The following is a 24,474-nucleotide window of genomic DNA, read 5'->3' on the forward strand; positions in this document are numbered from 1 at the left end:
CGCACCCTAGTTCTTGGGCGCTCGGCCCGGTTCCCTCCGACGCCGAAGGCAACGACCGGTTGGAAGGGAAACCAACCGGTCGTCAAGCTCCGCGATCAGAAGGTGATACTGGCCGAAGCCCCGAAAGTCCGCCCGACGATGTCATAGGTTCCCGGATAGGTGCCGAACGCTCCCGGCGATGCGGGCTGAGGCGGCTCCTTGTCGAACAGGTTCCGCACACCGACATTGATCTTCATGTCGTAGATGCCGGTGTCGAACTGGGCATTGATGTCGAAATAGTCGACGGCGCCGATCTTTTCGGTTCGGTCGGACGCGTTTTCCACCTCGCCGATCCGGCGCCACACGAACTGCAGCATCCCCATGTCGGCATCGAATGTCGCTGCGACGCGGTGGCGGTAGTCGGGCTGGACCAGGCTGACCGCGTCGGACGAGCAGGCAAAACCGAAGGTTCCCTTGCAGTCCACCGGATCGAGCACCGGATTGCGTTGGATCGTATAGTCGGTAACGATCGTACCCTGGTAACCGAGCCTAAGCCCGGTGACGAAGCCGGTCGAGGACAGATCGATACTGTAATTGACGTCGATATCGACGCCCGACTGCTCGATAACCCCCAGATTGCGATCGTTTACCAAGGCATCGTCGATGAAGCCCGTCGTCGGGTCGCGAGAGATGGCCTGACAGATCGGGTTGTCCGCCACGGGATTGTCGACATAGCAGCTCTGTAGCGCGTCGACGGGCTGGATTTGCCCCACCGCATCGGTGATCCGGATGTCGTAGTAATCGACGATGATCTCGAGCCCGCGTGCGAATTGCGGTGTGATGATCGCCCCGAGCGTGTAGGTCGTACCATTCTCCGGACCGATATCGGGATTGCCGCCGAAGAAGTACTGACCCGTGAGATTGGCGGGATCGAGGCTGTCATAGGAACCTTGCGGCGGCGCCCCGAAACGGTCGCACTGCGCCTGATCGCCGGTACCGATCACGCATGGATCGCCGAGGTAGCGGGGTTGCAATCGCGGAACGGTGCGGAGCAGCGAGAACGGGATCGAGAAGACCGGCGCTGCGAACTCGCCGATGTTGGGCGCCCGAACGACCGTCTGGCGCGTTCCGCGAAAGCGGATGTTGTCGTCGACCTGCCAGGAGAAGCCGAGCTTATCGGTGTTGCCGACGTCGGCGTTCGAAAAATCGGAAAAGCGGATCGCCCCTTCCAACGTAAGCTCCTGGAAGAATGGCTTGTCCGCGAGCACGGGGACGAGCACTTCGGCGTAGACCTCGTTCGCATCGAAACCGCCTACGATCACGCCACCCGTGCTTCCGCGATAGGTCAGGCCGTTGACCAGCGCGGCCTCGTCCCCCGTTTCGAGCGATTCATCGCGGTATTCGTAGCCGACGGCGAAGCGGATCGGGCCGGCCGGCAAGGAGAACAGGGGCGAGCTGTCGCCGGAGATGCTGAAGGCTGCGACGGTCTGTTTGCGGTCGCGGATTTCCTGAACGAAATTCGATCCGAAACCTGCCAGGTCCGCACCGGGGCCGAAGATATCGACGCTGTTGACGATGGCGGCAAAGCGGCTGTTGCCCGAACCGTCGACCCTGAGTGCGTCGCCCGAGGTTACCGTTTCCTCTTCCACGCGGCCGTGCTGGACATAGGCATCGTAGCGTAGCCAATCGGCCAGCGGGCCGCGCAGGCCGACCTGGTACTGCGTGGTCGTTCGCTCGGTGGCCGCCGTCAGGATGCCGAGTTCTCCCAGCGTCCGTTCGACCGCCACTTCCGCCTGGCCGTTGACGAACGTCAGCCGCGAGCGGATGTCGTCGGTCAGGAATGGGTTGGTCTCGTCGATGAACACGGTTTCGTTGACCGTGACCGGATTGTTGCCCGCGCGGCCGGCGCCCACCGTGTCGACCTTCGTGTACATCGCCCGGCCATAGATCTCGGCGAAGGGCGCGATCTCGTAGTCGAAGAACGTCGACACGTTGATACGCTCTAGCGGCTGCACCGCCGGGTAGAGGTCGGAGAAATCCGAAGTCTGGCGGGTCGTTCGCAATGTCCCGCTCTCGTCGAAAGCGAAGAAATTGCCACTCGCGACGTCGGTGAAATTGCCTCCGGCGCCGGCCAAGGTCGAAGTGGTGTTGTCAGCGAGGAAATCCCGATCGCCCACCAGCAATTCGCCGCGATCGGTGTAATCGGCATAAAAGACGATGCCACCCCTGTCGCCGAGGCTGGCACCGAGCGTGAGATTGGTGTTGTAGGTCTGGAGATCGTCGGCGCCCTCCCAACTGCCGCCGACACGGACGCCCTCGAAGGCGGTATCGACGATGAAGTTAACCACGCCCGCGACCGCATCGGCACCGTAGACCGCCGCTGCACCGCCGGTAAGGACATCGACCTGCTTGAGAAGCGGTGCCGGGATGCTATTGACGTCAACTGCATTCCGGAAACTAAAAGGAACCATTCTAGTACCATTGAGCAGTACAAGCGTCCGGTTCTGCCCTAAGTTACGTAGGTCGAGTGTCTGCGCGCCACGCCCGTCGCTACCAGTCTGGGTGGCGTTGACCCCTCCGGCAAACTGCGGGATCCGGGCACTGATATCTTCGATAGTGACCGCCCTATCGAGTTCGATCTGTTCCTCGTCGAAGGAAGAAACCGGGCTTGTTGCCGTCAGTTCGGTCCGCTGAATTCGCGATCCGGTCACCACGATGGCATTGCCGGGCTCACTGGCTCCGGATTCGCTTTCGGGATCGGAATCCTGTGCAAAGGCCACCGCGGGGAAGGCGGCTACGGCACCTGCGAGCATGGTGCCGGCGAAAAGTCTTGCGGATGTCTTCACTTGGTCCTCCCGATAGCTTTGCTTGTGAACCTATATATTACCACTTTACGACCTCTTGGCAAGCGGCTTGCCGTGATCGCGCGATTTTCGCCGCCCGTCGCTCGTCAAACCCTGAGGCTCCAGCCCCTGGCGAAAAGCCAGCGAAGCAGTGTCCACTGGATGACGATAAGCGCGCACAATCCAGCCACTTCCCACAAGGGCGAAAGTGTAGCTAGCGGTGGGTACAGCGGGTAGATCAGGAAGCGCGCCAGCATGTAGGCTAGGATTGCATTTGCACCGATGGGAGCGGGCACCTCGCCCAAGCGCCGGACCATCGCATTTGTCCCTTCCCCATCGAACAGTCGTCGGGCCGCGGCAAGCAGGAAGAGGCAACAGCCGATCGCGATCAGATCGAAGCTGACGGTCCAGATTGCTTTGATTGGGGGATAGACGGCGCCTATCGCAATACCGGTCGCAAGATTGACCAACCCCGCCAATCCCATGGCTGCCGGACCGCTGTAGCGGTGGCCCGAGACCATCACTGCGCCAGCTCCCGCACCGGCCAACGCGATAGTCGCAGCCGATAACATTCCCAGCAAACCTTCCGGATCGTAGCTCCCAGCATGGAGGCGTCCGGGCAGGAGCAGCCGGTCGAGATAACCGTTAACGCTTCCTTCGGCCGTCAACAGACCAGCACCATGTTCCGGAACGGGGTAGACGAGATGCAGGGCTGCGACGGTCCCGGCAATGGCCAGCCCGACGCCGATGCGCGCCTTCCATCCCCTTAACAGGATCAGCGTGGCTGCAGCGATGAAATAGCTCACGCCGATCAGCCCGAGCACGCTCGGGAAGCGCAACCGGTCCCAAGACCAGTCCCCGCCGAAATTGTAGACGATGCCGAGGAGGACGAGGATAAGCATGCGGCGCGCCGCCCATGCCAAGCGCCGGCGGCGCGACATCGCTGCCGAGGAGGGGCGGGCGTCGACGATCGCCAGCGAGACACCCGACAGGAAGATGAACAGGGGAAAGACGAGGTCGTAGGCATGGACCCCGGCCCATTCGGCATGCGTGAACTGGTTGGAAAGCCAGGCTAAAGGTGGAACGGGCCAGACGCGCGCCATGGCATGGACCAGCGCATCGAGACCGATGATGACGAGCATGTCGAAGCCGCGCAGGGCATCGACCGACAACAGGCGCCGGGATGTCCCGCTCACGCCGGCACTTCGACCATGTCGCCATCGATCCAGCTTCGCTGCACCCGCAGGTCGCCATCGAGATGCAGTAGGTTCGCCCGACGCCCCGCTTCCACCGTCCCCAGTTCGCCCTCCAGTCCCATGAAACGGGCTGGCTCCATAGAAGCGAAGCGTAGTGCGCTCGCGAGATCGATCCCGAGACTTTCGGTGGCACGGTGAACAGCGCCGATCATCGTCAACGCCGATCCTGCCAGCGTCCCGTCTTCCCCCCGGCATGCGCCATCCTGGATCACTATGCGACGTCCGCCCAGGACGAATTCCTCGAGGTCAGTGCCGGCAACGGGCATGGCATCGGTCACAAGGCAGAACCGCTGGTCGGCCTTGGCGCGGATCGCGAGACGCAGGACGGCCGGGTCGACATGATGTCCGTCCACTATGAGTCCGCACCAGGCCTGGCCTTCGAGTGCCGCGACGACCGCGCCCGGCTTGCGCGATTCGATTCCGGTCATGGCGTTGAAGAGATGGGTATAGCCGGTCACTCCATCGGCTTCGGCGATGCGGGCCTCGTCGTATCCGGCAAGGGAGTGGCCCAGCGCCACCCTGATCCCGCGCCGTGCCAGTTCGCGTATGTGGTCGCGTTCGACCGCCTCAGGAGCAAGCGTAATCAACGTCCTTCCTCCTTGCATGGAGGAAAACAGCTCCAGCGTTTCGGCATCGAAGGTACGGAAATGGCGAGCATCGTGGATGCCGCGCTTGGCCGGATTAAGCATCGGTCCTTCGAGGTGGATGCCGACAATGCCCGGCACGCCCTCGGCCATTGCTCGCTCGACCGCGGCAATCGCGACCCGCACCTTCTCGATGTCGTCCGAAATCAAAGTCGGAAGCATGGCGCAGGTGCCGAATGCCCTATGCGCTTCGGACATTGTGCGCAGGGTTTCGAGCGTTGGGGCATCATTGAATAGCACACCGCCGCCGCCGTTGACCTGGATATCGAACAAGCCGGGCACGAGGTAGCCGCCATCCAGCTCCCGAGTGTCCGGTCGACGGGGCAATGCGGGCCCGGCTTCCACCGTCTCGATCCTGCCCTCTTCGAGAGTGACGGCACCCTCGCACCAATCTCCCGATGGTAGCAGGATCTGCGCGCCGCTCAGGGTGGTCATAGCGTCTTTGTTACCTTGCGCAGCGATGGTGGATTGTCGGGATCGAGCCCGCGACGACGCGAAAGCTTCTCGATGAAACCATAGAAGGCGCCGGCCTGCACGATCGGTTGCGTGAGTGGGTGGCCTGTTCGTACAGTCGGCAGATCGACGATGCCTGAGACCGCGACGAGACTTCCAAAAGTTGGAGCGCCGAGCCCGCTCACTGTTCGGGCGGCCTCCTCCACACTGACCTTGGCCGCATCCTCGGTACCGAGCAGGATCACCGGAGAATCCGGCCCGATCGCGGCCTTGGGACCATGTTGAACCTCGGCAGCGCTGAACGCTTCCGCATGAAGGCCCGCCACTTCCTTCGCCTTCAACGCCAGCTCTGCGGCCACACCCAGGCCGGGCCCACGCCCGATGACGAATGCGCGACCGGCATCGACGTACCGATCCACGATCTCCGAAGGCCAAGGATCGTTCGATCCGGACCGCAACTGGTCGGGCAGGCGATCCACAGCCGCATCGGTAGCCGGGGAATCGGTAATGGCGGCGATGAGGCGTGCAATGGTCGTCAGTGTACAGAGAAAGGATTTCGTCGCTGCCACCGCATGTTCGGGACCGGCCTGCATATCGAGCACGATGTCGGCCGCACCGGCAAGCGGCGATGCGGAATCGTTGACGATTGCGACCACCAGCGCGCCCCCTGCTCGCGCCGCTTCGGCACAGCGCAGGAGATCCGGGCTCTGCCCCGATTGCGAAACGGTAATGTAGAGCATCCCATCCAGCCGCAACGGGGTCTCATGCACCGAGACGACCGAAGGCCCCAGAGACGCAACCGGCAGCCCGGTGGCGATTTCCAGGGCATATTTCCCGTAGAGCGCCGCGTGATCTGAACTTCCGCGCGCGCAGGTCACGATCGCGTGGGGCGGCGAGGCCGACCATTTCGCAGCCAAATCCGCAAGTGGCTCCGCTAGCGAGGCAGCCTGCAGCGCGATGCGATCGGGTGCTTCGGCTGCCTCGATGGCCATCCGCGTTTGCGTCTCCCCGATCATGTGCTTGCCCTGTCAGCTTCCGCCACGGCGAACTGCATCCGGTCCTTGGGAACTCCGGCGAGCATCAGGGCTCCGCTCACCGCATCACCGAGCGGCTCGACCAGCATGTCGCTCGTTCGAGCCCTCAGCCATGGTCGCAAATGCGGTGCCAGCCCGCCCATAAGCGAGCACCGCGGCGCGCCCTTTTCGAAGATGGTTTCGATGAAGCGTTCGATGTGCCGCACCGCTTCGATGACGATCGACCGGGCGATATAGTCGCCCTGTTCCGCATAAGAGATCACCAGCGGCGCCATAGTCGCGTAGTCTCCGGGTGTGGCCGCGGCCATCCATTCGATTACCGCTTCCGTGTTGTCGTCGAACCGGCCCGTCACCGCATCGCTCAGCGGCGTGGACTGCGTGCGCCCATCAAGCGCGCGCAGGGCGTGACGGACCGCGCTCAGACCCAGAGCGGCACCGCTGGCTTCATCCGAGATCGGAAAGCCGTATCCACCCATCGTGTCGACACGCCCCTCCACCCGCAAATAGGCAATCGATCCGGTGCCGACGATCAGGATCGCACCATCCTCTCCGCCATGCGCACCCAGGTTTGCAATCGCGGCGTCGGAGGCGATGGCGACTTCGGCGAAGGGCCAATTATGGGCCGCCAGCTGGCGCGACTGGCTCGCCCGCGAAAGCCCGGCGAGGCCAAGGCCCAGACCGATCGTCCCAACCGCGTCTCCGGAAAGCCCTGCCTGGTCCAACGCCTCCTGCGCGATCCCGAGCGTCAGCTGTTCGACCGCCTCCACGCCGATACGAAGATTGCCCGGTCCGGCGATAACGCGAGCGATTTCCCGCCCCTCGCCATCGACAAGACTGCCGCGGCTCTTGGTGCCCCCCGCATCGATGCCAAGCCAGAATCGGACTTCGCCTGGATCGGTTTCGTGCTTCGGATTGCTTTCCATCTCACCTATCCCGGCAAGCTGATCTTGCCCATCGACACGGCCGGCATGCCGGCGATCCGGCCAGATTCCATGCGCTGTCCCGCGATTGTCTCATTGGCGAGAACCGCAAAAAGGACCGCCTCTTTGGCATCCGGATCGATGCCGAGATCATCGGTCGTGACAACCCTGTGCCCGCCAGCAAGCTCGCGCCGGATATTCGCCATGAGTGTGGGATTCCGCGCTCCGCCGCCGCTTACATAGACCCATGCATCGGGGGCGATTTTCAGTGCCTCGATCGCCATGGCGATCGAACGGGCCGAACACTGGCTGAGGGTGGCGAGCAGGTCTTCGATGCGCGGCTGCCCGCAGCCCGTGCGTGCTATCGCTTCGTCGAGCCAGGCGAGATTGAAGGTTTCGGGCCCGGTCGTTTTGGGTGGGGGTTGCGAAAAGAATGGGTGGGACAGCAGCGCGTCGAGCAGTTCGGGCAACACCGATCCGCATCCGGCCATGGTCCCGTCAACGTCGAATCGCATGAGAGGCGAATGGCGCTGGACCAGTTGGTCCATCACCGTATTCCCCGGCCCGATGTCGGAACAGGACGAACGGCGACCGTTTTTCGCGCTGGAGACGAAAGTCAGATTGGCGATACCACCGATGTTGAGCAGGACGCGGTCCGCCTCCTCGTCTCCGAACAGCAAATGGTCGCCATAAGCGGCCAGCGGCGCACCCTCGCCGCCCGCCGCGATTTGCTTCTGCCGAAAATCGTGCACGGTGATGATGCCGGTGCGGTGCGCGATGTGATCGCCATCGCCCAGCTGAAGCGTCGCATTGCCATCGGGCGAGCCCTTACCCGGCATTCCCGGGGCATGGTAGACAGTCTGCCCGTGGCTGGCGATCAGGTCGATGCTGTCGGCCGGGCGACGCCATTCGTCCAGCGTTTTCAGGATCATATCCGCATGCACATGGGCCACGAAAGGGTTGAGCTGGCAAAGCCGCTCGAGATCGATCGTTCGCCGTGCGAACACTTCCGCCACCCGTTCGCGGAAGGCGGCGGCATACGGGACGGTGGTGAAATCCTCAAGCGTCAAGCGGGTCGCATCGCCCGAGCCCGCCACCCGGCACAGCGCGATGTCGAGGCCGTCGAGCGACGTCCCGCTCATCAGGCCGATGATATGACGCTCCTCCTTTGCTGCGACCGCCGCCAGCTTTTTTATGTCATCAAACATCGAAGACGAGTCCGCGATTGAGGATGTTGGCGGGATCGAGCGTGCGCTTGAGCGTGCGCATCAAGGCGATTTCCTCAGGGCTTCGCGAAATCGGCAACCACTCTTTCTTTTCACGGCCAATCCCGTGTTCGGCCGAAATCGCACCTTCGAAGCGTGACAGAGCGGTATAGACCGCCTCGTCCGCAGTCCGGCGCATGTCGGGCCTGTCGCTTCCAGCCGTGCCTGGCGCAAGGAACAGGTGAAGGTTGCCGTCGCAGATGTGACCGAAGACGTGGAGCGCCCCATCGGGGAAAGCATCCCGAAACGCCTTCTCCACTTCGCCGACATAGGCTTCCATCGACCGGAGCGGGAGGCTGACGTCGTAAAGATAGACAGGCGGTTCGGCGAGGATGCGCTCGAAGTCGTCGCGCACTCTCCAGAAATCCGACCGTTCGCGCTCGGATCCGGCCACGACGCCATCGGCAATAATGCCACCTTCGAGGTTGCGTTCGAGCAGGGACAGCAATGTCTCGCCGCCGCCCGCCTCAGCCGCGACGGTTTCGACGAGGACGTAGAAGGGCGCTTCGCGCGGCAAGGGCGGGCGGTGGCCGCCATCCGCCGTGACCGCATCGTAATATGCGCCCCACATCACCTCGAACGACAGTAGCCGTGCAGCCAGAGTCCGTTTGGTATCGGCCTGCAGCTTGAGCACCGCATCGAAATCATCGAGCGCGAGCATGGCCACGTCGCGAGCGCCGACATCCGGTTCGAGGCGAAGGACGACCTTTGTCACCACACCAAGAAGCCCTTCCGTGCCGATGAAAAGCTGCTTCAGGTCGAAGCCCGAATTGTTCTTGAGCATGCGGTTCATCGACGAGATCACCTCGCCTGTCGGCAGGACGGCCTCCATCCCGAGGACGAGATTGCGCATCATGCCGTACCGCAGCACATTCACGCCGCCCGCATTGGTCGCAACGTTGCCGCCGATGGTACACGTTCCGCGCGCACCGAGATCGAGCGGCAGGAACATGCCCGCTTGTGCGACCGCTTCCTGCAGCGCCTGGAGCACCACCCCCGCCTCGACGACCGCAATGCCCTCGACCGGATCGATCTCGAGGATGCGGTTCATCCGTTCGAGCGACAAGATTATGTCGCCTGCGTCTGTCCTGACGGCATCCACGCATGTCGTTCGGCCACCATGCGTGAAAACGGGCTGCCCTGTCGACGATGCAATGCGCAGAACGTTGGAGACTTCCTCCGTCGTGGTGGGCCTGGCTAGCGCCCGCGCGGTGAGCGAGGAGGCATCCCAGTAGCTGGTCTGGCGCAGGCGGATCTCGTCCGTATCGAGCCAGTCGATGTCCGGCAGCGCTTGGGGAAGCTTTCCGGCATCTGCCTCACTGGCCGACAAGCCGGTCACCGGTGCAGGTCCGACACGAATTTGTAGCGGTCCCCGCGATAGACCGAACGGGTCAGCTCGACGACCTCTTCCTTTGCATTGCGCGTCACCCGTTCGATGCGCAGCACCGCGCTCTGCTCTTCGATCGACAGCAATCCCGCCTCGGTCGGGGTCGCCAGCGAAGCATGGATGGACTGAGTCCCGCCGACTGGACGGTTTCCAAACGTTTCCAAAGCCTTGTAGAGCGATTCCCCGAGGTCGTCGATCGGCGGCAGGAAAGGTTTAGGCACTACAGCATGCTCGATCGCCAGCGGTTCGCCGTCGAGCAGCCGCACGCGGCCCAAGCGGACCACTTCGCTGTCCGCGCCGACCTTCAGTATCCCCGCCTCGTCTTCAGTCGGGCGAGCGATCGTCCGCATGATCCAGATCGTGCCGGCAGTACCGCCGCGGGCGACCGCTTCGTCGCTGAAGCTGCCCAGGGCGTCGTTCTTGGCCTCGATCAAGCGGTTGACGAAAGTCCCCGACCCCTGCCGGCGAACGAGCAATCCTTCAGAGATCAACTCCTCGATCGCTTTGCGAACCGTGACTCGCGACGCATCGGTCAGGGCACAAAGTTCGCGTTCGGACGGGAGAGCCTCGCCGACCCCCCACTCGCCCGCGATGATGTGCTGCTTGAGATTCGCTGCGATCTGCAGATAGAGCGGGGTGGAACGGGTCCGGCCCGGGGCCAGGTCAAGCGTCATCGGGCACTCCTGCCATATGCGACGGACGTCGCGAAAGCGCCCGACCGACGCTGTTATCCGCTTCGACCAACCGCCGCTTCGCTTCTTCGCGATCATACCCCGCAGCCACCAGGATTGCGACCGGCAGTTCGTTGCACGCCGCCTCCAGCGCTTTCCGGCTGCGGTCGGCCGGAGCGCCCGATATGGTCGAGATGATATCGACTGCGCGCCGGCGGAGCTTCTCGTTCGAGACGGACATATGCGTCATCAATCCATCATGCGTCCGCCCCAGTGCGATCATGATCGCGGTAGAAAGCGTATTGAGGACGATCTTCTGCGCCGTTCCGGCCTTCATCCGCGTCGAGCCCGCGACGAATTCCGCACCCGTCTCCGCGCACAAAGCGATTTCGGCCAGTTCGAGCAGCGGCGTGTCCGCTCGATTGGCAATGCCGATGGTCAGCGCACCGGCTGCCCGTGCTCGTTTGATCGCTGCGCAGGTGTAAGGCGTGCTCCCGCTGGCCGCCACGCCGATTACGACATCGTTCGGCGCGATGGCATGGCGTGCGATTTCTTCCTCGGCGAGACCGGCATCGTCCTCGGCGGCTTCTGCGCTTTCCATGAGAGCTCCCCGTCCGCCTGCGAGCAGAAAGACCATGCGGTCCATGGGCCAGCCATAGGTGGGTGCCAGTTCGACCCCGTCCTGGACGGCGATCCGTCCCGACGTGCCCGCGCCTACCAATACAATACGACCTCCACCTCGCAAACGCTCCGCCGATTCGGCGCCAGCGCGTTCGATGAGCGGCGCCAAGGCAAGAGTCGTTCTCGCCGCTTCGACTTGCCCTTCGAGCATAGCGGAGACGCTGGCAGCTGCGTCGCGTTGCAAAGCGTCACGAATGTCGGTGTTGTTTGTCACAGCGCCACCTTAGCGCAATCCGACCGAGAGGCAATACCTGTATTATATTGGTTTTATCGAATGTCTCGTCTCGGCGGCGAGTGGCATTTCCAGCCGCCGGACGTGTAAGACCTCTTCATCCTAGTCGGTATTGATGGCGAAAGGTAGCCAAGACAGCGGACCGCCTTTGCCTGGGAGCGCGCATTTTCGACGGTGATAAGGCGCTTTGGAATGCAATACCCTGGGTGCGTCATGCGGGACGCGAACGAGATCGAGGACAGCAGGATGGCGGCCAACCGGGATCACGGTGAACGGATGCGCTTGGGCGAGGATTGCCGCGCAGAGGACGGAAAATAGCGAGAGCACAAGGACCTCCATCAGAATCTGGAAATCCACACTGGTGCAATCGAGAGGATAAGTAGCGCTGCCATCGACATGTTGAAGAGCCGGAGCCGCTTGGCGTCGGACAGCATTGACCTGAGGGAGCGCCCCAACCCGGTCCAGGCGATATTGGCCGGTGCGCCCAGAGCCACGAACGCACCCACCATCGATCCCAGAGTCCCGATATCCCAATCGCGGGGGAGAAAGAGGGAGATCGTCGTGATGCACATCACCCAGGCTTTGGGATTGACCGCCTGGATGGCGATCCCGGACCAAAACCCCAACCTCCATGGCTTCTCTTCCTGCTCCCTTGCCTGCGCAGGCCGGAACATCCGGAATGCAAGATATAGAAAGTAGGCAGTACCGAGAATCTTGAGGGCTATCTGGATCGCAGGACTTTCCTCGAACAGCCGACCCAGCCCGAAGCCGATCGCCAGCATCAACATCGAAAATCCGATGTTTATCCCGATCACGAAGGGAAGCGTCTTACGGAGCCCCTGACGCAGGCCAGCATCGAGCAGGAGCAGGTTGTTGGGGCCCGGTGTGGCAACCGCGACCAGCGCGAACAGCAGGAATGCCGCCCAGACTTCGGCGCTCACGGCAGCTTTCCTTTGGGGTACCGCGAGCGGCCAGTTGCGTGAGGAATACCTCCATCGCCATAGGTTGAAACCACTTCGGAGATGATGACATGGTGGCCGTCATACCATTGTTTCTGACGGCTCTTCGCATATCGATGGATGCGATCCGTCACGAAGCGGTCAAGGCTCTCTCGATCTCTCCAGTAGTAATTCACAAGACGCGTCTCGCTGTCCAGGGAGCACCACTCCTCTTCGTCTACGAAGCCCTCGATGCAACGAGCTCGCTCACTGAGGGCGAGCGTAAGGGCTTCGAATTCGTCGTCCCGTTCACCGGGTCGGAAGATAAAGGTTGCGGTAAGCATCGCGATCCTCGTCAAAGGGCTTTTCTTGGGTTGATATTGCGCCGGATTTGGTGCCTGCGAGCACGCAAGGCGGGTGAAGCGGGTTCATTGGCAGGCTCGTTCGAGAAGCACCTCGGCGGCTTCGCGAGCCGCATCGACCGGCTCTGTGTCGTTTTCGATGGCAGCCTGCGACACGGCCCCATCCCAAAGCGCGAGCAATTGCCGCGCCAAGCGTGCCGGATCGTCGGCCCCGCAATGCCGCGCCAGCTCTTCAAGACGGGAATGCCGCGCAGACTTGTGATCACGAACCAGCCGGGCCAGCCGCTCGTCCTCGAAAGTGTGTGCAGCAAGGTTGATGAAAGCACATCCCCGAAAGTCCGGGCGATTGGCCAATGTCTTTGCCAGATCGAAGAAGCCCAAAACTCCGGCCTTGGGCGAGTCGGAGGCGGCGATCAGTGCATCAAACGATTGGCGCCGCTCTCGTGAAATCGCTGCATACGCGGCCCACGCAAGGTCGGACTTGGAAGAGAAGTTGTTGTAAAGCGACATCTTGGCGACGCCCGCTTCCCTGACCACTTCGTTGATCCCGACCGAAGAAAGCCCCTTCGCCTGAAACAGGCGAAGTGCGGCTTGGGTAAGGCGTTCAGAAGCTGAGTTGTTCATACATTCTTTAGGTAGACTGGTCGGTCTAGATTGGTAGAAGCGAATCGCGTGCGTCGCAAGGCTTCGCACGATCGGTTCGCGAATGAAGGTGTGGTTTGTGGGAATGGAATTCGCCTGGAATGTCGATCGGAGAATAAGGACCCCGGCCGGCGAGGTCGCCTGCGGCACCTGCGGCGAGGGCGAAGACCTGATCCTTGCCCACGGCTGGCCGTGGTCATCGTTCTGCTGGCATCGAATCATCGAACCGCTTGCCCGAAGATTCCGCGTCCACTGGTACGATATGCCCGGCTATGGACAGTCGGAAATGCCGGGCACCCGGCCCACTTCGCTCGATGTGCAGGGCGAAGTCTTCGCCTACATGCTCGACACGCTTAAGCTGGATCGCCCGCATGTGCTGGGGCACGATTTCGGCGGGGCGGTTTCGTTGCGGGCGCATTTGCTGCACGGTTGCGAATATCGCCGCTACTTTCTCATGAACGTAGTAGCCCTCAGGCCGTGGGGCTCCGAATTCTTCGACCACGTTGGTCGCCATGCCGAAGCCTTCCGGGGGCTTCCCCCGGCGATCCACAAAGCGGTGGTCGCCGCCTATATCCAGGGTGCTTTGACCACAGAAATCCCGCACGGCGATTTCGAGCAGCTTTGTGCACCATGGCTGACCGATGAAGGTCGGAACAGCTTCTACAACCAGTTCGCGCAAGCCGACGAGCGGTATACCGCCGAGTTCGAGGGTCGCCTGTCCGAGGTGCAATCTCCCGTCAAAGTGCTCTGGGGAGAACGCGATCCCTGGATACCCCTGGCAAGAGGCAGGAGACTTGCCTCTCTCCTCGATGCCGAATTGGCCGTGATCGAGGGTGCGGGGCATCTGCCGCAGCTGGAAGCTCCGCACAAGGTGGTCCGGCAGGTGCTCGCCTTCCTCGACGATGAGCCTGGCGCAGACGAAGGGAGGGCGAATGGACGCTAGCGAACAGAGGAAACTGATCGAAGCCTATATCGAGGCATACAACGCGTTCGACGTCGGGGCGATGATGAAGCCACTGCATGTCGACGTAGAATTCAGGAACATCGCCGGAGGGCAGACCACGCATCGCGCGACCGGACTAGAGGCGTTTCGCAAACTGGCGGAAGCCGGCGCAGCCATGTTCGCGGAGCGGCACCAGACGCTCCGCAGTCTGAGCGAATTCGGCGACGACGAAGCGACAGGCCTGAGGGAGGCGATTTCCTTTCGCGGCGTCCTCGCGCGGGACCTGCCCGGAGGCCCTCGGTCCGGCGAGAGGATCGCACTCGGCGGGACCACGGATTTCACCTTCCGGGACGGAGTGATCGCAACGATCACCGATCGCTCATGAGCTGGGAATCTCCGAAAGGCCTGCTGCAGACTATCCGCAATGGCGCGCGATCAGCGTTGCACTATCTTGCCACGCTCTATGTCGGCGATCATTATCTCCGCCACTATCCGTGCCGTGTCGTGCCGACCGGTTCGCCGGAGCCGAAGCCGTTGCGGCAAGATCGCTCCGCCTCGCCCTCCCATGCCCTATCCGCGAAGGTGTTCTCCGAATTTTTCGATGTCAGTCCCGGTATTAGGTGTGTCGCCATTCTCGAGGATGAGGATTTGCACTCGCTCGAGCGAAGAGAACCGGGCAATGCATCCTGTGCGAGCAGTGATCGATACGACGAGCTGTTCGTCAATCCGTCGCTGCTGACGCTGGCCGGATCGCGCGCCAATCCGGACCAAGGAGGGACGCGCTTCGTGCTGGTCGGATACGAACATTCCAGCCGGTTGATCGTCGATCTTCCTCGCGGCCACCTTTCCGTGTCGTTCGAGCCCGACGAGAATCCCCTGGCCCATGTGGAAGCGTTGCGGGCGCTTGCTCGCCGGTTCCATGGCGCGCGCGAAGGGTCTGGGGTGCGGACTTGAACGCGCATGTTGCGACCGGCTCCTCGCCAGCGCATGCGTGGCGGCAGGGCGCGATTGTGGCGCCCATAGACCGTGACCGGGCACATGCGCTGACCCGGACGTCGCCTGGACTGGCTGTAACTATCGGGAAGAGGAAAAGTCTTGGCCCACCCCTACGATGTCGAGCGCGCCAGCGACCTTCATGTCGAATGGTGCCGCGATCTGGCCGAACGCATGGGAGTGCGCACCACGCATCAATCCGGACCGCAGATGAAAGCGGTAATGCATGAGCTGCGCAAATGCCTGCCCGCCGAAGATGTGGTGGAGATCGCCAACCAGTTCCCGGCGCTCGAGCGAGGCATCTTCCTCGAAGGGTGGTCGCTTGCCGCAGAGCCGAAGGACGTGGTCGATGCCGAGACCTTTCAGGAACGCGTTTACCAACGCGTGAAGGCGCATCATTTCCGGGTTCCGTCCCTCGTCTCGGACGTATTCTGGCTTTGGGAAAGTAAGCTTGGGCCCGAACGGGCGGCGCGGATACGAGCAGTCATTCCGGAAGCGCTGCGCCCGCTATGGCCCGATTGATCGGCGCGCAGGGGTGATCCGTGCGCATGGCAGACAAGCCCGGGCCGAAGGAAGAAAGCGCCGCGCGCAACAGAACCCTCTCTTGGGCAAGGGCGTCGATCATCAAGGTTTTGCAATCGTCGGCATTCGCTTATCCGCTTGGCGGATTGGACTTCGATGCAAATTGGGAACCCTCCAGATGCCGAAATTTGCCATCACCGGAAGCAGCGGGCGTATCGGCCGCGCCATTCATAGGCTGGTTTGCGAAACGGGCGACGTCGCAAGTATCGATCGCAGCCCCAGTTCCGCGACGACGATCGTGGCGGATCTGCTGGACGAGGATGCCCTGAAGAAAGGCTTCGACGGGGCCGCGGCGGTCTTCCATGTCGCGGCGCTCCACGCGCCCCATGTCGGCCTAGTTGCGGACCGTGAATTCGAGCGGATCAATGTCGATGGAACGCTCAAGGCGCTCGAAATCGCGAGAGCATCCGGGGTGCGGACCTTCATCCTCACCAGCACCACTGCCTTGTACGGCCATGCCTCGCAAGACGACCACACCGCGGTCTGGGTGACGGAGGAAACAGACCCCCTGCCCCGCACGATCTATCACCGCACGAAGCTCCAGGCCGAGGCGGTGGCGAGATCGCAGGCCGGCAAGAACTTCGATGTCCGCGTGATCAGGATGTCACGGTGCTTTCCGGAACCGGCCCAGGTCATGGCTGCATACCGGCTGCACCGCGGGGTGGACGCGCGAGACGTAGCATCGGCCCATGTCGCGGCGGCGAACCATCGAGGCCGAAATTTCGAGGTGTTCAACGTCTCGGGCGATACACCTTTTCACAAGGACGACTGCGACGCGCTGAAACGCGACGCACCGGAAGTCATAAGGCAGCGCATGCCAACGCTCCATGCGGAGTTCGAGGCCCGCAACTGGCCTCTGCCCCGATCCATCGACCGGGTCTACTCGTCTGGCAAGGCCCGGCGAGAGCTGAACTGGTCGCCCCGATACGGATATGAGGAGGTTATCGCCCAACTGGATAGGCGGTCCCCGGAAGTGCTTCCCGAATGCGCCACCGGTTCGAACGTAGCCGAGTGAGCCAATAAGCCCCGTTCGCGGCCTTCCAAGCCAGTGGAGAGGCCTCGCTTGGCTCGCGCGAATCCGGGCCGATGAGCCGGTCGCAAGTCTGTCGGGACTATCGGGGCCCGCCCGGTTCCTCGAGCCTCGCTGGTCCGTCCAGAAGCGAGCGTGGATCGCAATATTGCCATGCCGGAAACAGGCAATGCAGTTTCGGCCCCTAATCAAGCCTCCATTGCGCAATATGTCCAAGCCATCATCAGCAAAGGGACGATAGAGCGATGGCGTTACTAGAGAACAAGTGCGGGGCAATCATCGGTGCCAGCTCCGGCATCGGTGCGGCAGCAGGCAAGCTGTTCGCCCGTGAAGGCGCGAAGGTGGCACTGGTTGCGCGGCGCAGGGACCGGCTCGAGGAATTGGTCGAGAGTATCGAGGACGCGGGCGGCGAAGCCATCGCCGTGATCGCCGATGTGACACGATCCGAAGATCACGAGCGGATCGTGACGGAAACTGCGAACGCTTTCGGGCGCTTCGATTTCGCCTTCAATAATGCGGGGACGATCGGCAATTTTTCACCGATGCTGGAGCAGTCCGAAGCGGACTGGGATTCCACGCTCGACACCAACCTGAAATCCATCTGGATGTCGATGCGCGCGCAGGCTCGGACAATGAAAGACCAGGGCGGCGGCGCGATCGTCAACACCTCGTCATGGCTCGCCTTCGGCGCGCTGCCCGGATCTACCGTATACTCCGCGAGCAAAGCCGGCATGGACGGGTTGCTGCGCGCCGCCGCACTGGAGCTCGCACCGCTCGGGATCCGGATAAACAACATCAATCCCGGCGGCATCGATACCGAGATGACGCGCATTGCCTTCGACCATGACGAGGCGGTGCTGGACGCTTTCGGCAAGGCCCACCCCGTCGGCCGGATGGGAACGCCGGAGGAAACCGCGCAATTGGCCGCATTCCTGCTATCCGACCGAGCGTCGAATATCACCGGTCAGGCGATCCTGGTCGACGGCGGGTACACCATTCCCGGGCAGCGCGGTTGACGACGGGCCGACGATCCGCGCATCTGCCCCCATGGATGTCGATCCCATCAAACGCGGCAATTGCTTTTGCGAACGTTTCGGTGGCCAGTTCCCGGTAATGCTGGCCCCGATGGCCGGCGCATGTCCGCCTGCCTTGTCGATCGCGATCATGAAGGCGGGCGGATGGGGCGCAGCCGGATGCCTCATGATGCAGCCCGAGCAGATCGCGGCATGGGCCGATGAAGTGCGCTCGGCGGCTGGCAGCGCCTTCCAGCTCAATGTCTGGATCCCGGAAACGGCGCCGCGCCCGGAACCGGACCGCGAAGCGGAATGGCGCCGTTTTGTGTCGTGCTGGTGCGATACGCCTGCACCGGACCCTCTGCCGTCACCGCTGCCAGATTTCGCTGCGCAATGCGAAGCCATGCTCGCGGCACGGCCCGCGGCAATCTCTTCGATCATGGGCGTCTTTCCTGCCGAATTCGTAGCGAAGTTGAAGACGGCCGGCATTCCCTGGATGGCAAGCGTGACAACGGTCTCCGAAGCGAAGGAAGCGGCGCAGGCAGGTGCCGACGTCATAGTGGCGCAAGGGATGGAGGCCGGTGGCCATCGCGGCGCATTCGATCAATGCGCGGCAGAGGCGACCCAGGTGGGCCTGTTCTCGCTCCTGCCCAGTATCGTCGATGCTGTGGACGTGCCGGTCGTAGCAACCGGCGGCATTGCCGATGGTCGCGGAATTGCCTCCGCCTTCATGCTCGGCGCGTCCGCCGTCCAGATCGGCACCGGCTTTCTGCGCTGCACCGAAAGCGCCATCCCTTCTTCCTGGAAGGACGCGATCGGCCGGGCATTGCCCGAGGAAACGATCCTCACGCGCGCTTTTACGGGCCGGGCCGGGCGCGCCGCCGATACGGCCTTCGCCCGCGCTGCCGCTCGGCCCGATGCGCCGCAGCCGGCAGCCTATCCCTGGCAGCGCCTCCTGACCCAGCCCATGACCGCCGCAGGACGCGACGATGACGATATCGATCGTATGCAGGCATGGTCAGGCCAGTCGGGCGGATTGGCGGGCGAAGGCCCGGCCGGCGACCTGGTCGAAAATCTATGGCAGGCGGCGATGGAGCATTTGTCGGCGGCTCGGTCCCGACGATAAGAACGGGTTTCGCTCGTGCGAGCGATCACTCGGAGCTTTGCCCGGCGTCCGCCGCCAGCTCGCTCACGATGACGCGAAAATCATACGGCCTTGCCTCGGTCGGATCGGGTCCGATTTTCCGCCGGATGCGAGATTCGGTGACATAGGCCAAGCCCTCCGGACCAACCGTCAGATTCACCGGCGATTCGATACGCTCGCTCACCGTTTCGACCGGCCGAGGCCCCGGCGCGGATGGCTCGGGAATGCGCAGCAGTCGCCCATTGCCGCTTTGCACTGCGCCTTCCGCCACCAGCAGTGCGCCGTCCTCTGTCAGCGCGAGCCCGTCCGGGTTCTCGAGTGGGCGGGCCAGTGCGATCGGGCGCAGCGCGCCGTCGGCCAGAATGAGCAATGCTTCCGTCTCGTAATTGGCAACATAGACGCGCCCTTGCGGATCCACGGTGACCCCCGCCGCGCCAACACGGTTGAGCGGCCTCAGACGCTCGTCTTCCACCAGGACCTCGAAGGCATCGCGCTCCCAATCATAGGCCAGAATTCGGCCGTTTACGCTGTCGGTCACGAGCAACCGGCCATCGACAGCCATCTCGGTGTCGTTGGCGAAACCATCGTCGGGCAGTCGCAGAAACCTGACCAGCCCGAGCTCCTCGCCCTCAAGCGCATATAGGCCGTGCTGCTGGTCGGAATCTTCATCGAGAAATGCCGGCGAGGTGCCCCAGACGAGATTGCGCCGGGGATCATGGGTCAGACTCGTCACCGAGAAGATGCCGGGAGCTGCCACGTCTATCTCCGTCCAGGCGCCGTTCTCGAACCGGGCGATGACCGGCGCGGTGATTGCGCCGACGAGCAAGCGACCCTCGCCGTCGAAAGCGATGCCATTGGGCCATTCGACCCGGGGCGGGAGCGTGATGGTATGTTTTGTGTCGATCGCGGCACGCAGGGAATGGTCCATGGCGGCGAAAGCCGTGCCGGTATTTGCGCCGTGATCAGGCGAGGAACCATCGCGTGCATGAGCGCTTGGTGGCGCCGCCAGCATGAACAGCGCTGCGGGAAGACAAGCTGTGAGAGCACGTCGGGCGGACGGGTCGAGTCGCTTGGCGGGACGATCCATCGGAGCTGAATTGCGCATGCTTCGGTCCTTGCGTGAATGGCTGCCCCCCAATATGGATCGGTGCCATCGTGGGAATAAAGTGGTGTTTGGGCACCAATAATTGCATAAGAGGCATCAATGCCCTCCTCGCTTTCCACCCAAGCCCTGACGGAGTTTTGTGCCGTTGCGGCGAACCTGAGCTTCGCGCGCGCGGCGGAGGCGCTGCAATTGCACCCCTCGGTCCTCAGTCGACGGATAAAGGCGCTCGAGGCCTCGCTTGGCACTCCCCTGTTTCACAGGCACACCAGATCGGTCACGCTCACCGAGGCGGGCGCCGCGCTCTTGCCGCATGCGCAGGATCTGCTGTCGCGCCTGGCCGACGCGGAGGCCGTGGTCGCCCGATTTTCGGCCGAGCCCACGGGCGTCTTGCGCCTGGCCCTGCCGACCTCGTTCGGACAGATCGCGATCGCACCGTTGCTGGCCGATTTCAGGCGTGCGCATCCTGGCATCGAATTGGAACTGAGCGTATCGGACGATTACATCGACCTGATCGAAGACCGGTTCGATGCCGCGATCCGCATCGGTGTGTTCGCGAGCGGGGCTGGCCTGAAAGCGCGTCGCCTGGCCGAGATCCCAAGGTACTTGTGTGCGGCTCCCGAATATTTGGCCCGCGCCCCTGAAGTGAATGTCCCGTCGGACTTGGCAAAGCACGACCTCCTGCATTTCAGTCCCCTGACGGCGGGTCCTGTCTGGAAATTGTCAGAATCGTCCCGCGAGGTCGAGATTCCCGTCCGCCCCAAGCTCGCCGCCGACAATGCCGTGATGCTGCGCCAGGCCGCGCTGGATGGTGCCGGGATCGCGCTGCTCGCCGGGTTTCTGGTCGACGAGGATTTGAGGAGCGAACAGCTGGTCGAGGTCTTGCCGGCGTTCAGACCCCAGCCTGCGCACGTCTGGATCGTCTTCCCCGACCGGCCGATCCTTGCGCGCAAGACGCGGGCGTTCATCGATTTTCTGGTAGAGCGATGGAAGGCCGGACCGCCTGGTGCGAATGTCGATTGATGGCGATCCTTCTAGCGTCGCATTGACACCACGGACCGCCTCCCCCCCCTGATTTAGCAATCCTTCCCCTATGGTCTCAAAGCGCGGTTGACAGGAACCCACCCCTGAATTTATCGTTAGGTAGCTAACATAAAGGGAGCTACCGATGGCCTTTCTTCGTTCCGTTCGCTCGTTCCTGTTTATCATCGCTCTTGGAGGTTTCGCCGTGTCCGCAGTTGCCGAAGCGCCCGCAAGTCCGCCACCGCTAGACAAGGAGCGCACAGCGCTCGTCTTCATCGAATTCCAGAACGAGTGGGTCGCACCCGACGGTACGCTGAGGGAATTGCTGGTCAGGGACGAAGCGCAATTCCAGACGGCAATCGACAATGGTGCGCGCATGCTTGAGGCGGCGCGCGAAGCAGGCTGGACGGTCGCTCATGCCCCCCTCGACCTGCGCGGTGATCGCGCTTACCGGATTTTCGGCCCGGCCGAAGATGCCCTCGGCCTGCGTCGGGCGATCCAGAATGCCGGCACCTGGACCGGCGACGGTTCGAATTTCCCGGTCGCCTTCAAGCCCCGAACGGACGAATTCGTGACCGTCGGCCGCAGCGGGGCGAGCGTGCTCACCAACTCCACGCTCGATGCCTTTCTGCGCAATAACGACATCAACACGGTCATTTTCCTTGGCTTCGCGACGCATGTCTGCGTCGAATCCTCGCTTCGCCAAGCGCATGATCTCGGCTACAACGCCTATGTCGTGACCGATGGGGTGGGCGCTTTCGAGGACCACCAGAACGCCTATTTCGAGGAGCATGTGCTACACCATTTCGGCGCGGGCATCGCCAGCGACACCCTCATCGCCATGATGGCGGGGACTCAAGGGTGAGCGCTGGCGATGTTCCTTCTGAAAGAATTGCCCAGCGATGCGATCATGTCGGCCTATGCCAGCCGCTATTCCGAAATGGACAAGCCGGCCACGCGGCGCGCCCTTGAAACGCTGCAACACGCTAGCTTTCTGCTGCGCGACCTGGAACAGCTCTTCTCGCGGCACGGCCTGTCGCAGACCCGGTTTCTCATCCTCATCGTGCTGGAGCGCGAAGGAGGACGGCTGACCGGCCCCGAAATCCGCGAAAGGATCGACATATCGCGCCCGGTATTGACGACGACGCTGAAGGGCCTGAAACGCGAAGGGTACATCGGGATCGGCGCAGTCGAAGGTGATGCGCGCGCGCTCGAGGCGGTTCTGCTCGATGCTGGCAGGGCCAAACTCGCCGAATTGTTGCCCGAATACTTCTCGATCACCAGCCGCGCAGGACGGGAAATGCAGACCGGCTGATGGCCATTCGCCTCATCGGCAAGGCCTCGAGAAGATACGCCCCAATCCAGAGAAGCGAGAGGACGAGGGACCCATGAAACCCAGCACCAAGACTGCGCAAAATGGCAACATCGAACTGTGGAGCGAAGCATTCGGCGAGATCGGCGATCATGCCGTTCTGCTGGTGGCCGGGGCCAATGCGCCCGGATCCATGTGGCCGGATTCATTGGTCTCGCGCCTTGTCCAAGGCGGTCTTCGGGTCATTCGCTACGATCATCGTGACACTGGGCGCTCGACCACTCGCGACTTCGATGAGGCGCCTTATGCCATTGCTGACCTCGCCGCCGACGCGCTTGCCGTCCTCGATGCGCATGGCATCGACCGGGCGCATGTGGTCGGGCTGTCGCTGGGCGGCACGATCGGCCAACTTCTCGCGATCGAAGCACCCGAGCGGCTGCGCTCGCTCACGCTGATGCTGACGGCAGCACTCGATGTCGATTTCGCGGGCGCTTACATGCGGGCCATGAACGGGGAAACGTCGCCAGGCCCGCTACCCGGGCCGGCACCGGACGTCGTCCGGCAGCTGGCTGCCATGTTCACGCCGGGTGAGACCGAGGCGGAAGAGGTCGGGCGGCGCGTCGAGGTCTGGCGCACCTTAAACGGGGAGGTCGCAGCCTTCGATGCCGATGATTTCGCTCGCCGCGAACGCGCAGCCATCCGCCATGCGGGTACGCCGGCCCCCGCGACTGCCCACGCACGCGCTGAGCCGGTTCCGCTTCAGCGCGGTGCCGAATTGTCGCAGGTCGACGTTCCGACGTTCGTGATCCAGGGCGGGCAGGACCCGCTCAACCCGCCACCCCATGGGCAGCACATTGCCGATTTGATCCCGACAGCGCGTCACGCGGAGATCGGCGAACTCGGACATGCGCTGCCGAAGCAGCTTTTGCCGAAGATCGCGGATCTGCTGATCACGCATTTTCGAGCGAGCAATTGAGGGGTGTCCGGTCCGAACCGGTCAGCGGGTTGCCCACTAGGCTTACCCGGCCAGCGCGATCCGGCCGCTCTTAAGTTCTCGGGCCATGGTTAATGTTTTCCTTCTCTACCGATAGAGTTAATCCACCGACCAATTTGGGTTTTGCTTAATCCCCCAACAGTAATCAGGCTGACCATTGTGCTGGGCAGTAAGGGGAGTTCACACATGCAGAACCAATCGCAATTGCAATGCTATCCGCAGCATGATCGGCGGCGGATCGAGCGCAGCATCCGAACTTTCAGGCCCGCCTGCATCGAGATCGCGGGGAAGGCCTACGCTGCGACGATGAAGGACTGCTCGGATTACGGGTGCGGCTTCGACGGCGAGATACCGATTACGAAAGGCGAGACTGTTCGATATCGCTGGGGCAGCCGCCCGTTTGTCACGGCAAACGTCGTCTGGGTCGATGGGACGCGCTTTGGCCTGGAGAATGAATTGCCCTGCGAGATCGCCCCGTCCGACGCTTTCCCGTATCGTTCGGTTCGCATTCCGTTCGAAGAAACCGCAGCCGTATACTTCGGCGGGCGGTGTATCGTCGGAAGCGCCCGGAACATCGCGCAAAAGGGGTTCTGCATCTCCGTGCCAGAACCCGTCCCCACGGGCTGCCTCTCGACACTCGAAATTGGCGGAGCAGTTTTCGAAAACGCAACCGTTCGCTGGACGAACGGCGATCAGGCGGGCTTCGCCCTCGACAAGCCGATGTCCATTCCCACGCTCGCATCGCTGACGAATAGTACCTGAAGATCGCCCGCGGCCTCGACTGGACCACGCCGCAAAGGACTACGATCTAGGTAAGCGACAACACCTGTCCCTGCACAAGGTGTCCCTTTTCCCATGAGGTTATGCACGCTTAGCCGGCCAAGCGGCGATTGCCTTAAAGCTGCAAGAGTGATAGCGGCGCGGTCACCCTTGCGGAAGGTGATGTGCGTCAATTACTCATTCTAGACGACAATCCTCAGGCGGTTGCGCTGTTCGAGCGGTTCGCAGTGAGGGCTGGATTTCAAGCTCAC

General features: G+C 62.7%; 25 protein-coding genes. 12 read left to right on the forward strand and 13 right to left on the reverse strand.

Annotated features, from left to right (window positions below; genetic code table 11):
- Positions 1 to 95: 95 nt before the first annotated feature.
- The 12 genes from ACQY4G_RS02365 to ACQY4G_RS02420 form a co-directional block, all read right to left on the reverse strand.
- Complete coding sequence (locus ACQY4G_RS02365) at positions 96 to 2,825, reverse strand: TonB-dependent receptor plug domain-containing protein (RefSeq protein WP_421992798.1); 2,730 nt, start codon at positions 2,823 to 2,825, stop codon at positions 96 to 98.
- 104 nt (positions 2,826 to 2,929) lie between these two features.
- Positions 2,930 to 4,018 carry a hypothetical protein gene (locus tag ACQY4G_RS02370; protein WP_421992800.1) on the reverse strand — a complete coding sequence of 363 codons (1,089 nt, stop codon included), beginning with the start codon at positions 4,016 to 4,018 and terminating at the stop codon, positions 2,930 to 2,932.
- On the reverse strand, positions 4,015 to 5,157 hold the full coding sequence (nagA, locus tag ACQY4G_RS02375) for an N-acetylglucosamine-6-phosphate deacetylase (protein WP_421992802.1): 1,143 nt from the start codon (positions 5,155 to 5,157) through the stop codon (positions 4,015 to 4,017). Before nagA ends, ACQY4G_RS02370 begins: the two co-directional genes overlap by 4 nt.
- A complete protein-coding gene (locus ACQY4G_RS02380) occupies positions 5,154 to 6,053 on the reverse strand; it encodes an SIS domain-containing protein (RefSeq protein WP_421992804.1) in 900 nt (299 codons plus the stop codon). The genes nagA and ACQY4G_RS02380 overlap by 4 nt, the downstream gene beginning before the upstream one ends.
- 134 nt (positions 6,054 to 6,187) lie before the next feature.
- Positions 6,188 to 7,132, reverse strand: a complete 945-nt coding sequence (locus ACQY4G_RS02385; RefSeq protein ID WP_421992806.1) for a BadF/BadG/BcrA/BcrD ATPase family protein — start codon at positions 7,130 to 7,132, stop codon at positions 6,188 to 6,190.
- A 5-nt stretch (positions 7,133 to 7,137) separates the two neighbouring features.
- Positions 7,138 to 8,337 carry an anhydro-N-acetylmuramic acid kinase gene (locus ACQY4G_RS02390; RefSeq protein ID WP_421992808.1) on the reverse strand — a complete coding sequence of 400 codons (1,200 nt, stop codon included), beginning with the start codon at positions 8,335 to 8,337 and terminating at the stop codon, positions 7,138 to 7,140.
- Positions 8,330 to 9,733, reverse strand: a complete 1,404-nt coding sequence (locus tag ACQY4G_RS02395; RefSeq protein ID WP_421992810.1) for an FAD-binding oxidoreductase — start codon at positions 9,731 to 9,733, stop codon at positions 8,330 to 8,332. The genes ACQY4G_RS02390 and ACQY4G_RS02395 overlap by 8 nt, the downstream gene beginning before the upstream one ends.
- Positions 9,730 to 10,455, reverse strand: a complete 726-nt coding sequence (locus ACQY4G_RS02400) for a GntR family transcriptional regulator (protein WP_421992812.1) — start codon at positions 10,453 to 10,455, stop codon at positions 9,730 to 9,732. Before ACQY4G_RS02400 ends, ACQY4G_RS02395 begins: the two co-directional genes overlap by 4 nt.
- A complete protein-coding gene (locus tag ACQY4G_RS02405; RefSeq protein WP_421992814.1) occupies positions 10,445 to 11,347 on the reverse strand; it encodes an N-acetylmuramic acid 6-phosphate etherase in 903 nt (300 codons plus the stop codon). Before ACQY4G_RS02405 ends, ACQY4G_RS02400 begins: the two co-directional genes overlap by 11 nt.
- A gap of 356 nt (positions 11,348 to 11,703) precedes the next feature.
- On the reverse strand, positions 11,704 to 12,306 hold the full coding sequence (locus ACQY4G_RS02410; protein ID WP_421992816.1) for a LysE family translocator: 603 nt from the start codon (positions 12,304 to 12,306) through the stop codon (positions 11,704 to 11,706).
- Entirely contained in the window at positions 12,303 to 12,647 is a 345-nt protein-coding gene (locus tag ACQY4G_RS02415; protein WP_421992818.1) for an antibiotic biosynthesis monooxygenase family protein, read from the reverse strand. The genes ACQY4G_RS02410 and ACQY4G_RS02415 overlap by 4 nt, the downstream gene beginning before the upstream one ends.
- Positions 12,648 to 12,731: 84 nt before the next feature.
- A complete protein-coding gene (locus tag ACQY4G_RS02420; RefSeq protein ID WP_421992820.1) occupies positions 12,732 to 13,289 on the reverse strand; it encodes a TetR/AcrR family transcriptional regulator in 558 nt (185 codons plus the stop codon).
- Positions 13,290 to 13,371: 82 nt separating this feature from the next.
- Between ACQY4G_RS02420 and ACQY4G_RS02425 the strand changes: the two genes are divergently transcribed.
- The 7 genes from ACQY4G_RS02425 to ACQY4G_RS02455 all read left to right on the forward strand — a co-directional run bounded on the left by ACQY4G_RS02425 (position 13,372) and on the right by ACQY4G_RS02455 (position 18,994).
- Positions 13,372 to 14,250, forward strand: coding sequence for an alpha/beta fold hydrolase (locus tag ACQY4G_RS02425; protein WP_421992822.1), 879 nt, complete (start codon positions 13,372 to 13,374; stop codon positions 14,248 to 14,250).
- Positions 14,240 to 14,635, forward strand: a complete 396-nt coding sequence (locus ACQY4G_RS02430; protein WP_421992824.1) for a nuclear transport factor 2 family protein — start codon at positions 14,240 to 14,242, stop codon at positions 14,633 to 14,635. The genes ACQY4G_RS02425 and ACQY4G_RS02430 overlap by 11 nt, the downstream gene beginning before the upstream one ends.
- Positions 14,632 to 15,204 carry a hypothetical protein gene (locus tag ACQY4G_RS02435; RefSeq protein ID WP_421992826.1) on the forward strand — a complete coding sequence of 191 codons (573 nt, stop codon included), beginning with the start codon at positions 14,632 to 14,634 and terminating at the stop codon, positions 15,202 to 15,204. The genes ACQY4G_RS02430 and ACQY4G_RS02435 overlap by 4 nt, the downstream gene beginning before the upstream one ends.
- A 141-nt stretch (positions 15,205 to 15,345) precedes the next feature.
- Positions 15,346 to 15,765, forward strand: a complete 420-nt coding sequence (locus tag ACQY4G_RS02440; protein ID WP_421992828.1) for a DUF2267 domain-containing protein — start codon at positions 15,346 to 15,348, stop codon at positions 15,763 to 15,765.
- 13 nt (positions 15,766 to 15,778) lie between these two features.
- Positions 15,779 to 16,840, forward strand: coding sequence for an NAD-dependent epimerase/dehydratase family protein (locus ACQY4G_RS02445; RefSeq protein ID WP_421992830.1), 1,062 nt, complete (start codon positions 15,779 to 15,781; stop codon positions 16,838 to 16,840).
- 260 nt (positions 16,841 to 17,100) lie between these two features.
- Positions 17,101 to 17,871 (forward strand): SDR family NAD(P)-dependent oxidoreductase, encoded by a 771-nt coding sequence (locus tag ACQY4G_RS02450; protein WP_421992832.1) that lies wholly within the window; start codon positions 17,101 to 17,103, stop codon positions 17,869 to 17,871.
- A 31-nt stretch (positions 17,872 to 17,902) separates the two neighbouring features.
- Positions 17,903 to 18,994 carry an NAD(P)H-dependent flavin oxidoreductase gene (locus ACQY4G_RS02455; protein ID WP_421992834.1) on the forward strand — a complete coding sequence of 364 codons (1,092 nt, stop codon included), beginning with the start codon at positions 17,903 to 17,905 and terminating at the stop codon, positions 18,992 to 18,994.
- A 25-nt stretch (positions 18,995 to 19,019) separates the two neighbouring features.
- On the opposite strand, the gene ACQY4G_RS02460 is transcribed toward ACQY4G_RS02455, so the two are convergent.
- On the reverse strand, positions 19,020 to 20,117 hold the full coding sequence (locus ACQY4G_RS02460) for a hypothetical protein (RefSeq protein ID WP_421992836.1): 1,098 nt from the start codon (positions 20,115 to 20,117) through the stop codon (positions 19,020 to 19,022).
- 99 nt (positions 20,118 to 20,216) lie between these two features.
- Here ACQY4G_RS02460 and ACQY4G_RS02465 point away from each other — a divergent pair, with 99 nt between their 5' ends.
- The 5 genes from ACQY4G_RS02465 to ACQY4G_RS02485 all read left to right on the forward strand — a co-directional run bounded on the left by ACQY4G_RS02465 (position 20,217) and on the right by ACQY4G_RS02485 (position 24,205).
- Entirely contained in the window at positions 20,217 to 21,137 is a 921-nt protein-coding gene (locus ACQY4G_RS02465; protein ID WP_421992838.1) for a LysR substrate-binding domain-containing protein, read from the forward strand.
- Between the two features lie 145 nt (positions 21,138 to 21,282).
- On the forward strand, positions 21,283 to 22,002 hold the full coding sequence (locus ACQY4G_RS02470) for an isochorismatase family cysteine hydrolase (RefSeq protein ID WP_428483089.1): 720 nt from the start codon (positions 21,283 to 21,285) through the stop codon (positions 22,000 to 22,002).
- A 9-nt stretch (positions 22,003 to 22,011) separates the two neighbouring features.
- The gene (locus ACQY4G_RS02475; RefSeq protein ID WP_421992842.1) at positions 22,012 to 22,452 is read left to right on the forward strand and encodes a MarR family winged helix-turn-helix transcriptional regulator; all 441 of its coding nucleotides are present in this window, start codon (positions 22,012 to 22,014) and stop codon (positions 22,450 to 22,452) included.
- Positions 22,453 to 22,525: 73 nt separating this feature from the next.
- Positions 22,526 to 23,425 (forward strand): alpha/beta fold hydrolase, encoded by a 900-nt coding sequence (locus ACQY4G_RS02480; RefSeq protein ID WP_421992844.1) that lies wholly within the window; start codon positions 22,526 to 22,528, stop codon positions 23,423 to 23,425.
- A gap of 204 nt (positions 23,426 to 23,629) precedes the next feature.
- The gene (locus ACQY4G_RS02485) at positions 23,630 to 24,205 is read left to right on the forward strand and encodes a PilZ domain-containing protein (RefSeq protein WP_421992846.1); all 576 of its coding nucleotides are present in this window, start codon (positions 23,630 to 23,632) and stop codon (positions 24,203 to 24,205) included.
- The last annotated feature ends 269 nt before the right edge of the window (positions 24,206 to 24,474 follow it).

It is taken from the genome of Qipengyuania sp., from assembly GCF_965277845.1.
Classification (GTDB): domain Bacteria; phylum Pseudomonadota; class Alphaproteobacteria; order Sphingomonadales; family Sphingomonadaceae; genus Qipengyuania.